Annotated in this window: 14 protein-coding genes; 6 read left to right on the top strand and 8 right to left on the bottom strand. The window is 67.3% G+C overall.

Annotation, left to right across the window (positions count from 1 at the left end):
• Positions 1–14 precede the first annotated feature (14 nt).
• From IAE60_RS13975 to ykgO, 8 genes are all read right to left on the bottom strand, one after another.
• Positions 15–1,250, bottom strand: a complete 1,236-nt coding sequence (locus tag IAE60_RS13975) for a TraB/GumN family protein (RefSeq protein ID WP_187572724.1) — start codon at positions 1,248–1,250, stop codon at positions 15–17.
• 4 nt (positions 1,251–1,254) lie between these two features.
• A complete protein-coding gene (locus IAE60_RS13970) occupies positions 1,255–1,785 on the bottom strand; it encodes a GNAT family N-acetyltransferase (protein ID WP_187572723.1) in 531 nt (176 codons plus the stop codon).
• A gap of 9 nt (positions 1,786–1,794) precedes the next feature.
• Positions 1,795–2,679: a carbon-nitrogen hydrolase gene (locus IAE60_RS13965; RefSeq protein ID WP_187572722.1), complete on the bottom strand. Its 885-nt coding sequence runs from the start codon at positions 2,677–2,679 to the stop codon at positions 1,795–1,797.
• A 93-nt stretch (positions 2,680–2,772) separates the two neighbouring features.
• Complete coding sequence (locus IAE60_RS13960) at positions 2,773–4,089, bottom strand: NTP/NDP exchange transporter (RefSeq protein WP_187572721.1); 1,317 nt, start codon at positions 4,087–4,089, stop codon at positions 2,773–2,775.
• A gap of 7 nt (positions 4,090–4,096) precedes the next feature.
• Positions 4,097–5,020, bottom strand: a complete 924-nt coding sequence (locus tag IAE60_RS13955) for an aldo/keto reductase (RefSeq protein WP_187572720.1) — start codon at positions 5,018–5,020, stop codon at positions 4,097–4,099.
• A 113-nt stretch (positions 5,021–5,133) separates the two neighbouring features.
• The gene (locus IAE60_RS13950) at positions 5,134–6,165 is read right to left on the bottom strand and encodes an agmatine deiminase family protein (RefSeq protein ID WP_187572719.1); all 1,032 of its coding nucleotides are present in this window, start codon (positions 6,163–6,165) and stop codon (positions 5,134–5,136) included.
• A gap of 31 nt (positions 6,166–6,196) precedes the next feature.
• On the bottom strand, positions 6,197–6,523 hold the full coding sequence (locus IAE60_RS13945; RefSeq protein WP_187572718.1) for a hypothetical protein: 327 nt from the start codon (positions 6,521–6,523) through the stop codon (positions 6,197–6,199).
• Between the two features lie 207 nt (positions 6,524–6,730).
• Entirely contained in the window at positions 6,731–6,856 is a 126-nt protein-coding gene (gene ykgO, locus IAE60_RS13940) for a type B 50S ribosomal protein L36 (protein ID WP_010342887.1), read from the bottom strand.
• A 173-nt stretch (positions 6,857–7,029) separates the two neighbouring features.
• Between ykgO and cmk the strand changes: the two genes are divergently transcribed.
• The 6 genes from cmk to IAE60_RS13910 all read left to right on the top strand — a co-directional run bounded on the left by cmk (position 7,030) and on the right by IAE60_RS13910 (position 12,437).
• Positions 7,030–7,707, top strand: coding sequence for a (d)CMP kinase (gene cmk / locus IAE60_RS13935; RefSeq protein ID WP_187572717.1), 678 nt, complete (start codon positions 7,030–7,032; stop codon positions 7,705–7,707).
• Positions 7,708–7,861: 154 nt separating this feature from the next.
• A complete protein-coding gene (gene rpsA, locus IAE60_RS13930) occupies positions 7,862–9,553 on the top strand; it encodes a 30S ribosomal protein S1 (RefSeq protein WP_185896269.1) in 1,692 nt (563 codons plus the stop codon).
• Positions 9,554–9,649: 96 nt separating this feature from the next.
• Complete coding sequence (locus IAE60_RS13925) at positions 9,650–9,955, top strand: integration host factor subunit beta (protein WP_142124760.1); 306 nt, start codon at positions 9,650–9,652, stop codon at positions 9,953–9,955.
• A gap of 71 nt (positions 9,956–10,026) precedes the next feature.
• Positions 10,027–10,287, top strand: coding sequence for a lipopolysaccharide assembly protein LapA domain-containing protein (locus IAE60_RS13920; RefSeq protein ID WP_162110361.1), 261 nt, complete (start codon positions 10,027–10,029; stop codon positions 10,285–10,287).
• Positions 10,288–10,290: 3 nt separating this feature from the next.
• Complete coding sequence (gene lapB / locus IAE60_RS13915; RefSeq protein ID WP_187572716.1) at positions 10,291–11,469, top strand: lipopolysaccharide assembly protein LapB; 1,179 nt, start codon at positions 10,291–10,293, stop codon at positions 11,467–11,469.
• A complete protein-coding gene (locus tag IAE60_RS13910) occupies positions 11,469–12,437 on the top strand; it encodes an MraY family glycosyltransferase (protein ID WP_187572715.1) in 969 nt (322 codons plus the stop codon). Before lapB ends, IAE60_RS13910 begins: the two co-directional genes overlap by 1 nt.
• The last annotated feature ends 15 nt before the right edge of the window (positions 12,438–12,452 follow it).

Below are 12,452 nucleotides of genomic sequence, written 5' to 3'. Positions count from 1 at the left end.
TCCCGGAGCCCGGCTCAGCCGACCAGCTTGCCCAGCATCCTCAAGCCTCCCGTCCACACCCCGATGGCGGTGCCCAGGCTGGTGAGGAAGAAGTTGAGCAGGATCCGCGCCACCCGGTTCTTCCACCAGCCTTTCACCGTCTGCACGTCATCGCGCAAGGCCATGAAGTCCGCGTAGGTGGGCTTGCGCAGCGTCGCCTCGACGAAGGCGCTGACCGTGCCCGAAGCGAGTGCGGGATGCAGCGGCGTGAGCGGCGAGGAAATGAAGGCCGCGAGGATGCTGAGCGGATGTCCGCCCGCGATCGCGCAGCCGATGGCGCCCAGTACGCCGGTCGCCAGCACCCATTGGATCAGCAGGTCCGAGCCGACATCCACGCCGCCCTGCCAGAAACCCCAGGCGAAGCCGCCGACCAGGAACACGCCGATCACCAGCTCCATCCACGGCACGCGCGACTTGGGCTTCACAATCTCCAGCGAACGCCGCAGTTCTGCCGGATCCCCGGCATCGTCACGGAGGTGGCGGACCAGGCCGGGAAGGTGGCCTGCGCCGACCACCGCCAGGACGCGGTAGGGGGACGCGGCGCCGGCCGGCACGCCGGCCGCGACCTGGCGCAGCGCCGAGGCCATGTACTGGTCGCGCTCGGCGATGATGGCCTGGTACAGCTGCGGGCTTTCGGCGGCGAACTCGCCGAAGCTGGATTCCAGCATGTCGCCCTGTTTGAGCTTTTCGATCTCGTCGTCGCCGACCTCTTCGTCGCCGAACATGCTGGCCAGGATGCCGGCGCCGACCTTGGTGCGCTGCCACCAGCCCAGCGACTGAAGAGCACGCTTGAAGGTCAGTCCGACCTCGCGGTCGATCAGGTGCACCGGCAACCCGCGGGCCTGTGCGTCCAGCGCACCGGCCTTCAGTTCCTCGCCGGGCTCGACGCCCAGCTGTTCGGCCAGCCGCCGCTGGTAGGCGGCCAGCGCCAGATTGGCGGCGAACAGGTGCGTCTTGCCTTCGCGGATCACCTTCACCAGATCGAGCCGCGTGAGGGTGTCGGGATCGGTCAGCGACTGCAGGCGGCCCGGGTCCAGCTCCACCGCCACGCTGTCGTAGTCGCCACTGGCCACCGCCGATCGCACGGCATCGACGCTGGCGCGCGAGACGTGGGCGGTGCCGAGCAGGGTGTAGCGCACGCCATCCCGCTCGACGATCTCGTGGGGTTGTCCGCGCAACGGATCGGCGGGAAGGGGATTCGATTCGGTCATCGTGTCATTCGTCTTGCGGAGGCGCGCTGGTGCCGGCGCCGAGGGTGCGCTGCATCTGCACGGTGTCCAGCCAGCGGTCGTGCTTCCAGGCGATGCCGCGGAAGATGCCGACCAGGGTGAACCCGAACTTCTCGTGCAGGCGGATGGAGGCGGTATTGGAGGGTTCGCCGATCACGGCGATCATCTGCCGATAGCCGCGTGCTTCGCAGGCATCGATCAGTGCCTGCATCAGTGCCGCGCCGATGCCCTGGCCCTGTCGACCGGGAACCACGTAGACCGAGTTTTCCACGGTCTTGCGGTAGCCCGCGCGGGCGCGATAGCTGCTGGCGTAGGCGTAACCGACGAACTCGCCGTCCAGCTCGGCCACCAGGTACGGATAGCCGGCGTCGAGCACGCCCCGCATGCGGCGCGCCATTTCGGCGTCATCCGGCACGTCGTACTCGTAGGTGTTGACGTGGTCGCGGACTTCATCCGCGTAGAGGGCGGCGATGGCCGGCACGTCGGCCGGCGTGGCATCGCGGACGATCAGCGGCACGCGCACGCCTCAGTCGATGTAGCGCTTGAGCAGATCGCCGTACGCGTCGATGCGGCGGTCGCGCAGGAACGGCCAGATGCGGCGGACATGCTCGCTGCGCTGCAGGTCGACATCGGCCATCAGGAGGGTCTCGTCGCCGCCGGCTTCGGCGAGGAACTCGCCCTGCGGACCCAGCACGTGGCTGTTGCCCCAGAACTGGATGCCCGATGCGCCGAGCGGCGAAGGCTCGTGGCCGACACGGTTGCAGCTCAGCACCGGCAGGCCGTTGGCGACGGCGTGGCCGCGGTGGCTCAGTATCCAGGCATCGCGCTGGCGGTTCTTTTCGGCCTGTTCGTCGTCCGGATCCCAGCCGATCGCGGTGGGATACAGCAGCAGGTCCGCACCGGCCAGCGCCATCAGGCGTGCGGCTTCGGGGTACCACTGGTCCCAGCACACCAGCACGCCGAGACGGCCGACGGAGGTATCGATGGGGGTGAACCCCATGTCGCCGGGCGTGAAATAGAACTTCTCGAAGAAGCCCGGATCGTCGGGGATGTGCATCTTGCGGTACTTGCCCGCGATGCTGCCGTCCTTTTCGTAGACCACTGCGGTGTTGTGGTACAGCCCCGCAGCGCGGCGCTCGAACAGCGACGACACCAGCACCACGCCATGCTGCTTGGCGAGCCTGCCCAGGCGCTCGGTGCTGGGACCGGGGATGGGTTCGGCCAGGTCGAACTCCTGCACCGATTCGTGCTGGCAGAAGTAGGCGCCGTTGTGGAGTTCCTGCAACAGCACCAGGCGGGCCCCCCGCTTAGCGGCCTCGGCCACGCGGGCTTCGATCACCGACAGGTTGGCGTCGGCGTCGCCGTGGTTCTTCTCCTGGATCAGGGCGACAGGCAGGGTGGTGCGGTTCATCGGGCGCGGTCGGGCAGCGGCGGGGAAGGGGACGCATGGTACCGCGTCCACCCTTCACGCAGGCGCACGCGGCGTGAACACGCCGCGCCATACTCAGGAGGTCGTGACCTCCTCGCGACGGCGCTGCTGGCGCCCCAGCGCCACGCCGGTGGCCGCCCACGCCAGCGCCACGCCGGTGCCGATCAGCATGGCCACGGCGGGGTGTTCGGCCAGCACGTCCAGCGCGCGCTTCACCCAGCCGCTGAGCGCATCGCCGCCCCGGTATACCACCGTGTCGATGAAGTTCTTCGCCTTGTACTTCTGTCCCGGCGCGACCACCGTGTAGAGCATCTCGCGGCCGGGACGGACGAAGGCGTACTCGCCGGCGCGCCGCGCGACCATCACCACCACGAACACGCCGAAGACCGGCGCCAGCGCCAGCCACAGGAAGCCTGCCGCCATCACCAGCGGCACCGCGACCAGCAACACGCCCACGCCCAGCCGCTGGGCGATGCGGCCGGTGATGAACAGCTGGCTGAGGATGGCCAGCGCCTGCACCACCGTGTCGATGGTGCCGAACACGCGGGTCTGCTGCGCCTTGTCCGGGAACAGCTGTTCCACCAGCTTCGCCTGCTCGAAATAGAGGAAGGTCGTCACCGTGGCCAGCAGCAGCACGAACAGTGCGATGCCGGCCAGATAGGGCGACCTTAATACCTCGATGGCACCCGCGAACGGGTTCCCGCCCAGCGGAGCGCGCCGCTGCTCGGCCGTGCTGGCGCCCAGGGGCAACGGATGCCGGTCGCGCCACTGGTGGAGCCACACCGCGGTGACGCCGCTGGCACCCATCAGCAGCGAGGACAACAGCATCAGGCCCCCGAGCCCCAGATGGCCGACCAGCAGCGTGGTCAGCAGCGGGCCCGCCAGCCCGCCGAGACTTGCGCCGCTGGCGATCAGTGCGAACAGGCGCTTGGCCTCGCTGCTGGCCAGGACGTCGGCCAGTACGCTCCAGGCCAGGGAGATCAGCAGCAGGTTGATCACCGACACCCAGATGTAGAAGCCGCGCGCCAGCCACACGTCGTCCGGCCGCGCCAGCAGGGCCAGGCCGAACGCCAGCAGGCTGGCGACGACCGCACCGAACACCCACGGCAGGATCCGCCGGCGCGACACCTTCGACGCGATCCAGCCGAACAGCGGCAGTACGATCAGCGTGGCCACGAAGGTGCCGGTGAACAGCCATTGCAGGTTGTCCACGCCCCCGGTGACGCCCATCGTTTCGCGGATCGGCCGGAGCATGAAGTAGCCGGCGAACAGCAGGAAGAACATCAGCAGGCCGGCGCCCACTACAGGGGCCTCGTGGGGTGCGACGTTGAACAGGCGGGACAGCAGGCGCGTCAGCGCGCCGCGCGGGGCAGGTCGTAAGGTGTCGGGCATGGAAGGTTCAGGCGAAGGTGGCGATCAGCGCATCGCGCTGGGCGGGCGTCAGGTCCGGGCCGGTGCCGGCCTTCAGATTGTCGGTCTGCCGGTCCGGCTTCCCCGTTGCCGGGATCACCGCGGTCACCGCCGGATGGCTGAGCGCGAACTTCAGGAAAGCCTGGGGCCATGAGGTCACGCCGGTTTCGGTGAGGGCCGGCGGCAGGGGCTTGTCCTTGACCTGCGCGAACAGCCTGCCGTCCTCGAAGGCCCGATTGATCAGCACCGCCACGCCCATATCCTGCGCCAGCGGCAGCACGCGCTTTTCGGCGCCGCGGCTGACGACCGAGTAGTTGATCTGTAGAAAGTCCGGCTTCTCGGCCTGCACGACATCGGCGAGCTGCTCCTGCGCACGCTCGACGTAATGCGTCACGCCGACATACTTCACCTTGCCCCGCGCCTTCAGTTCGCGCGCGACCGCCATCTGCGTCTTCAGGTCGCCCAGGTTGTGGACCTGCAGCAGCGCCACCTTGTCGGTCCCGAGCCGGCGCAGGGTGTCGGAAAACTGCGCCAGACCCGCCTCGCGGCCGGTTACGCCGGAGAGCTTGGTGGCAAGCCACGCCTTGCCCGTCAGTCCCTGCTCGGCGAGCAGGGCGCCCATCACGTCTTCGGCCACGCTGTAGGTGGGTGCGGTATCGATCACGGTGGCGCCCGAGGCGAAAAAGCGCTTCAGCACTTCACGCAGCGGATCCAACTCGGCAGGACTTTGACCGACCTCGAAGCTGCCCGAGGTGCCCATGCCGATCACCGGGATCTTTTCGCCGGTCGAGGGAATGGCGCGCGTGTTCAACGGGCCGATGGCGCCCGATGTGCCGGCGGTGGACGGCTGGGCCAGGCCGATGCCGGCGGCAGCGATGGCGGAGGTGGCGAGGAACCTGCGTCGTGTGTACACGGCCGTCTCCTTTGGGGGAAACGGTCGTTATCGGGGATCAGCCCACGCAGGGTGTAAACGAAACGTTCAATCCGTGCCCAACTGATGTCACGGTCCCGCGCGCCGGGGTGTACTCAGCCCAGCAGGCCGGCCGGCAGCTGCATGGTGATGCAGTGCAGGCTGCCGTTCTGCCAGATCAGGGCGCGGCAGGGCACCTGCACGATCTCGCGGTCGGGGTAGGCCTGCGCCAGCACGGCGGCGGCGGCATCGTCCGCAGGGTCGCCATAGGCCGGCATCAGCACGGCGCCGTTGATGATCAGGTAGTTCGCGTACGAGGCGGCCAGGCGGCGCCCGTCGTCGATCACGGGCCTGGCCCACGGAAGCGGGAATGCGCGGTACGGGCGCCCATCGGCCGTGCGCAATGCGGCGATGTCGGCGGCCATGGCCTGCAGTTCGGCGTAGTGCGCATCCGAAGCGTCGTCGCATGCCTGGTAGACGATGGCATCGCCGGGGGCGAAGCGGGCGAGGGTGTCGATATGGGCGTCGGTGTCGTCGCCTTCCAGATAGCCATGGTCCAGCCACAGCACCCGCTGTTGCTTCAGCCAGCCAGCCAGTTTCCCGGTCAGTTCCTCGCGGCTCGCGTCGGGATGGCGCTCGTGCAGACATTGCCAGGTGGTCAGCAGGGTGCCCGCGCCGTCGGTTTCGATGGCGCCACCCTCCAAAGCAAAATCAATGCTTTGGACGAAATAGTTGTGAAACAACTGCATGCCGGACAGCTCGCCGACCAGGCGGTCGTCGCGACTGGCTTCGTACTTGCCGCCCCAGCCGGTGAAGCGGAAGTCCAGTAGCTTGAAGCGCTGCCCATCGCGCAGCGTGATGGGGCCGGAGTCGCGCAGCCAGGTGTCGTCGTACTCCGCCGGCACGAAGCGCACCTTGTCCATGTCCACCCGCGCGGACCGCAGTCGGGCCTCGGCATAGGTCTGCAGGTCATCATCAGCCACGCAGATCACGACCGGCTGGAAGCGGGTGATGGCGGCGACGAGGGCGACGTAGGTCTCTTCCACGTCGGCCAGGCGTTCGGCCCAGTCGGTATCGGCGTGCGGCCACGCGATCAGGACCGCGGATTGGGGTTCCCACTCCGCGGGGAAACGAAAGGCATCGGTCATGGCATCAAGGGCGCGGCCGCGCCGCGCGGTGTCAGCGGATGGGGGGCTTGGGGCCGATTTCCTCGGCGCTGGCCTTGTTGATCACCACGTCGATGACGCGGCTCTTTTCGAAGTATACGGTGAAACCTGGGTAGACCCAGCGCTGGATCACCGGCCACTGGCGCTTCTGGCCGCCGCGCGGTTCCAGCTTCTGCTGCGGGGCGCCGAAACGGGCTTCCACGTCGGCCGCGGTCTGGCCACGCACGGGGGCTGCGGCAGGGGTTTCCTGCGCACGCTCGATCAGCAGGGTGTCGGCCAAGGCCGGGCGGGACAGGCCGAGCAGGGCGATCAAGGGCAGGACAAGGACGCGACGGCTCATGGTGGGTTCCCCTAGGTGACCCGCCTTTTATAACAAAAGGCCGAAAACAAAAAACGGCCGGGCCGCAAGGAATGGAGAGGGCCCGGACGGTGGGCGCGGCGCCGCCGGCCTGCACAACCGAATGGCCGGAAACAGAAAAGCCGCCTTGCGGCGGCTTTCTGCGCGTTGCCTCAGCCACGATGGCGTGGCCCGGCAGGCGGTCCGTTCTCAGCGCTGGCGCGCCTTGAAGCGGGGGTTGGACTTGCAGATCACGAAGACCTTGCCGCGGCGGCGGACCACCTTGCAGTCGCGGTGACGGGCCTTCGCCGACTTCAGGGAGGACAGGACCTTCATGAGTTGAAACCTCGGCGTGAATGTATGGAGTGAAGCGAAGCCCGCTATTCTAGCGGGGTTTCCATAGCCGGATCAAGCGGTTGCACGCCAGGGACGGCAACCCGGCGGCCGGCATGGGCTGGTGCTGACGCGTCCGGCGTCATAATGGGGCATCCAATCATCTGGAAAACCGCATGTCCGATCCCGTCCCCGTCCTGACCATCGATGGCCCCTCCGGAGCGGGCAAGGGTACCGTCAGTCGGATCGTCGCCTCACGGCTGGGCTGGCATTACCTGGATTCGGGTGCCCTGTACCGGGCGGTGGGGGTGGCGGCCAGCTGGGCCGATCTGGACGTCTCCGACCCGGCCGCCCTCGTGCGTTGCGCCTTCGACACGCGGGTCGGCTTTCGCGAGACGGAGGCCGGTTTGCGCGTGATCGTCGACGATCTTGACGCGACCGACGAGCTTCGTCTGGAAACGACCGGGGCCCTGGCATCGGCCATCGCGGCCATTCCGGAGGTGCGAGCCGCCCTGAAGGAGCGGCAGCGCGCGTTCCGCCAGGCGCCGGGGCTGGTGGCGGACGGGCGGGACATGGGCACGGTGATCTTCCCGGATGCGCCCTACAAGGTGTTCCTGACCGCCAGCGCCGAGGAGCGCGCCGAAAGGCGGTATAAGCAGTTGAAAGACAAAGGGGTTTCCGTCACAATCGACGGTCTGCTGCGCGAGATCCTCGCCCGCGATGCCCGTGACGCCCAGCGCACGGTGGCGCCCCTGAAGCCGGCCGACGACGCCGTCATCATCGACACCACCGGCCTCGGCATCGAGGCCGTCGTCGAACGTGTGCTGGCCCTGGTGCCGGTGCGCGCGGGCTAGCTCCCGCGCCGCAGAGGGTCCCGCGCGGAATCCGCCGCGCGGTTTTTCCAACCACAACACTCACGGCCACACGCAATCCCGCGCAGGCCGACAACGGGTGGACCGTTGCGCGCTCCCGCTCGCCGGTCTGTTTCATCAACCGAGTATTTTTTCAATGACCGAATCATTTGCCGAACTGTTTGAACAGAGCCAGACCCAACTGGCCAAGCTGAAGCCGGGCGCCATCGTCACCGGCGTCGTCGTGGAAGTCCGCAATGACGTGGTGGTGATCAACGCCGGCCTGAAGTCCGAAGGCATCGTGCCGATCGAACAGTTCCGGAACGACGCCGGCGAAATCGACGTGGGCGTGGGCGACGAAGTGAAGGTGGCCCTCGACTCGATCGAGAACGGCTTCGGCGAAACCGTCCTCTCGCGCGAGAAGGCCAAGCGCGCCATGGTGTGGGACGAGCTGGAGCAGGCGCTGGAGAAGAACGAGACCATCACCGGCCGCATCAGCGGCAAGGTCAAGGGTGGGTTCACCGTCGACATCAAGGACGTCCGTGCGTTCCTGCCGGGCTCGCTGGTCGACGTGCGCCCCGTGCGCGACCCGGGTTACCTGGAAGGCAAGGAACTCGAGTTCAAGCTCATCAAGCTGGATCGCAAGCGCAACAATGTGGTCGTCTCCCGCCGCGCGGTGGTCGAGAGCGAGCATTCGGAGGAGCGCGAGCAGCTGATGGACAAGCTGCAGGAAGGCGTGGTGCTGAAGGGCGTGGTCAAGAACCTCACCGACTACGGCGCGTTCGTCGACCTGGGCGGCATCGACGGCCTGCTGCACATCACCGACATGGCGTGGAAGCGCGTGCGTCATCCGTCCGAAGTCGTGGAAGTCGGCCAGGAGCTGGACGTCCGCGTGCTGAAGTACGACCGTGAGCGCAACCGCGTCTCGCTGGGCCTGAAGCAGCTGGGCGAGGATCCGTGGGACAACATCGCCCGTCGTTACCCGGCCAACAGCCGCGTGTTCGGCAAGGTCTCCAACGTCACCGATTACGGCGCGTTCGTCGAGATCGAGCCGGGCGTCGAAGGCCTGGTGCACGTGTCCGAGATGGACTGGACCAACAAGAACGTCAATCCGTCCAAGGTCGTGCAGGTCGGCGACGAGGTCGAAGTGATGGTGCTGGACGTGGACGAAGAGCGTCGCCGCATTTCGCTGGGCATGAAGCAGGTCGCCGCCAATCCGTGGGAGACCTTCGCGGCCACCCACAAGAAGAACGACAAGGTGTCCGGCCAGATCAAGTCGATCACCGACTTCGGCATCTTCATCGGCCTGGACGGCGGCATCGACGGCCTGATCCACCTGTCCGACATCAGCTGGAACACCACCGGCGAAGACATCGTGCGCAACTTCAAGAAGGGCGACACGCTGGAAGCCGTGGTGCTGGCCGTGGACCCGGAGCGCGAGCGCATCAGCCTGGGCGTGAAGCAGCTGGAGCAGGATCCGTTCGGCCAGTACATGGCGGCGCACCCGAAGGGTTCGAAGGTCGAAGGTACGGTGAAGGAAGTGGACGCCAAGGGCGCCACGATCGAACTGGCCGACGGCATCGAGGGCTACGTGATGGCGCGCGACATCAGCCACGACCGCGTGGACGATGCCAGCCAGCACCTGAAGGTCGGCGACAAGGTGGAAGCCAAGTTCATCGGCATGGACCGCAAGGGCCGCACGCTGCAGCTGTCGATCAAGGCCAAGGACGAAGCCGAAACCGCCGAAGCGCTGGCCGAGTACAACAAGTCCGCCGCCGAGGCCGCTGCCGGTACCACCAGCCTGGGCGCGCTGCTGCGTGCGCAGCTGGATGGCGGCAAGTCCGAGTAACCGGCAGGACGCTTGAAGTTCCACCTGCAGTAACGTCCCCGCCGGCCCGGAGTGTTCCGGGCCGGCGCGGGTACATCCGCCCGAACACCAGACGCGATGACCAAATCCGAACTCATCGAGATCCTCAGCCGCCGCCAGCCGCACCTCAAGGCCGAGGACGTGGATCTGGCCGTCAAGGCGTTGCTGGAAATGATGGGCGGCGCGCTTGCCCAGGGCGATCGCATCGAGATCCGCGGATTCGGCAGTTTTTCGCTGCATTACCGTCCGCCGCGTATGGGCCGCAATCCCAAGACGGGCGAATCGGTCGCGTTGCCGGCCAAGCACGTTCCCCATTTCAAGCCGGGCAAGGAGCTGCGCGAGCGCGTCAGCGACGTCACGCCCATCGAAGAGGCAGGGGAGTAGCGTCTCGTCGGACGCGTGTCGTTCCGCGCCGACTCCGCTAAGCTAGGCGCCGTCCTGCAAGGAGTCGCCTGATGAACATGTTCCGCCTGGTCGTCGCGCTGCTGTTTCTGGCCTACGGACTCATCATCGGCGTGCTCAACACGCAGCCGATCACCCTCAAGCTGCTGTTCACCGAATTCCAGACCTCGTCCGGCGTGGGCATCATGCTGTCGTTGCTGCTGGGCGTGGTGGTCGGTGGGCTGATCGTGCTGGCGACGCTGGTCTGGCCCCTTTACGCCAAACTGCGTAAGGCCACGCGCGCCGTTGCGCCGTCCCAAGACGCCGGCGCCTGATCCATGGCCTTCCTGACCGAGTGGTTCTGGTTCTTTCTCTTCCTCCCGCTGGCTGCGCTCAGTGGCTGGATCATCGGCCGACGTGGTGGGCAGCGGCACGGCGACACCCAGGTCAGCCGGCTGTCGAGTACCTACTTCCGAGGTCTGAATTACCTGCTCAACGAGCAGCCGGACAAGGCGATCGAGCTTTTTCTGCACATCGCCGAGCTCGACAAGGAAACCTTCGAGACGCAGGTCGCGCTGGGCCATCTGTTCCGGCGGCGGGGTGAGGTGGATCGCGCGATCCGCTTGCATCAGGGCCTGGTGCAGCGCTCGGACCTGAGTGACGCCCAGCGCGTGCAGGCCTTGTTGGCGCTGGGCGAGGACTACATGCGCTCGGGCCTGCTGGACCGGGCGGAGACTGTGTTCACTGATCTGGCGCGCATCGACCAGCGGGCGCCACAGGCGCTCAAGCACCTCATCGGCATCTACCAGGCCGAGCGCGATTGGGAAAAGGCGATCGACAACGCGCTGCGCTATGAGGAAGTCACCGGCGAGCCCATGGGCAAGCTGGTCGCCCAGTTCGAGTGCGAGCTTGCCGAACGCCAGCGTACCGCCAACAACGTCGAAGCGGCCCGTGCCGCGGTAGCGCGCGCCTACCAGGCCGATGCGGGCAGCGTCCGCGCCGGCATCATCGAAGGCCGGATCGAATCCGATGCGGGCAATCCCGAAGCGGCGATCCGTGCGTTCGAGCGGGCGGCCCGCCACGATCCCGATTACCTGCCCGAGGTACTGCCCAGCCTGTTGGCCGGGTACGAGCAGGTGGGCGACCTGTCGGGTGCGCGTGCGTTCCTGTCGGAGATGTGCGAGCACTATCGCGGCATCGCGCCCGTGCTGGCGCTGACCCGACTGGTGGAACGCCAGGAGGGCGTCGCAGCCGCCCGAAGCTATCTGGCCCGACAGCTGAAGGACCGTCCGTCGGTGAGAGGCGAGGCCGCACTGATCGACCTCACGCTGGCCGAAGGCGCAGATCCGGCGGCGACCCTGCACGATCTGAAGCACATCACCGACCAGCTGCTAGTGCGCAATCCCAGCTACCGGTGCACGCGGTGCGGATTCGGAGCACGCACGCACCATTGGCAATGCCCGAGCTGCAAGGAGTGGGGCACCATCAAGCCGCTGCTGAACTACGCGGTGGTCTGATGCCTCACGCATTCGTCTGGCTGGGGCTGCTGACCGCGGCCGCCGCTGTGGCGACATGGCGGGCGCGTCACTATGCGTTGCGCGGCAATCTGCTGGATCAGCCCGGCGAACGACGCAGTCACAGCGTCGCGACGCCCCGCGGCGGTGGGATCGCCATCGTGGGGGTGGTGCTGGCGGCGGGTGCCTTCCTTGCCCTGCGTCCCTCCGCAGGCGCGCTGTGGCTGGGGTTCCTGCCCGGCTTCCTGATTGTCGCAGGCATCGGCTGGTGGGACGACCATCGCCCGCTGTCTCCCTGGCTGCGGTTGGGTGTCCAGGCCATTGCAGCCCTGGCCCTGGCGGCGGGCGCCTGGGGCGAGAGCGGTCAGGTAGGGCCGGCCGTGCTGGCATTCGGCATCGCCATGGTGCTGGTCAATGTCTGGAACTTCATGGACGGCATCAATGGGCTGGCGGCCAGCCAGGCCGCGCTGGCGGCGCTGGCCTTTTCAACCCTGCTGACGGACGGCTGGCATTGGCTGGCCCTGGCCGTGCTGGCGGGTTGCCTGGGCTTCCTTCCCTTCAATTTTCCCAAGGCCCGCATATTCCTTGGAGATGTCGGTAGTGGAGCGCTGGGCTTCGCGCTGGCTGGCTTGGTCGTGGCCGCGGCGCTGGCGTCACCGCCCGGAAGGCTGCCCCTGCTGCTGTTGCCGCTCACGGCCTTCCTCGTCGACGCGGGCTTCACACTGCTGGAGCGCATGCTGCGCGGCGAGCCGTGGTGGACCCCTCATGTCAGCCACCTCTACCAGATGGGCGCACGACGCTTTGGACACACCCCCGTAACCGTGATTTACGCAGCGTTTGGCGGCGTTACATTACTGTTAACATGCGCCCTGTCCCAAGCGACACTCGGGGTGGCGCTCGCCGTGACGATCGCCGCTTACGGGGTATGTGGGGCGCTATGGTTTTCATTGCGCCGAGGATGGCGCGGCTAGCACAGGCACCTGGAG

Source organism: Pseudoxanthomonas mexicana (genome assembly GCF_014397415.1).
GTDB lineage: Bacteria > Pseudomonadota > Gammaproteobacteria > Xanthomonadales > Xanthomonadaceae > Pseudoxanthomonas_A > Pseudoxanthomonas_A mexicana.
This window is presented reverse-complemented; position numbering and strand designations above follow the sequence as displayed.

Coding starts and splice junctions, on each gene's coding strand:
- lapB (WP_187572716.1), top strand. CDS start 10,291: ATGGCCTTCCTGACCGAGTGGTTCTGGTTCTTTCTCTTCCTCCCGCTG.
- IAE60_RS13945 (WP_187572718.1), bottom strand. CDS start 6,523: ATGAGCCGTCGCGTCCTTGTCCTGCCCTTGATCGCCCTGCTCGGCCTG.
- IAE60_RS13925 (WP_142124760.1), top strand. CDS start 9,650: ATGACCAAATCCGAACTCATCGAGATCCTCAGCCGCCGCCAGCCGCAC.
- IAE60_RS13950 (WP_187572719.1), bottom strand. CDS start 6,165: ATGACCGATGCCTTTCGTTTCCCCGCGGAGTGGGAACCCCAATCCGCG.
- IAE60_RS13920 (WP_162110361.1), top strand. CDS start 10,027: ATGAACATGTTCCGCCTGGTCGTCGCGCTGCTGTTTCTGGCCTACGGA.
- cmk (WP_187572717.1), top strand. CDS start 7,030: ATGTCCGATCCCGTCCCCGTCCTGACCATCGATGGCCCCTCCGGAGCG.
- IAE60_RS13975 (WP_187572724.1), bottom strand. CDS start 1,250: ATGACCGAATCGAATCCCCTTCCCGCCGATCCGTTGCGCGGACAACCC.
- ykgO (WP_010342887.1), bottom strand. CDS start 6,856: ATGAAGGTCCTGTCCTCCCTGAAGTCGGCGAAGGCCCGTCACCGCGAC.
- rpsA (WP_185896269.1), top strand. CDS start 7,862: ATGACCGAATCATTTGCCGAACTGTTTGAACAGAGCCAGACCCAACTG.
- IAE60_RS13965 (WP_187572722.1), bottom strand. CDS start 2,679: ATGAACCGCACCACCCTGCCTGTCGCCCTGATCCAGGAGAAGAACCAC.
- IAE60_RS13910 (WP_187572715.1), top strand. CDS start 11,469: ATGCCTCACGCATTCGTCTGGCTGGGGCTGCTGACCGCGGCCGCCGCT.
- IAE60_RS13960 (WP_187572721.1), bottom strand. CDS start 4,089: ATGCCCGACACCTTACGACCTGCCCCGCGCGGCGCGCTGACGCGCCTG.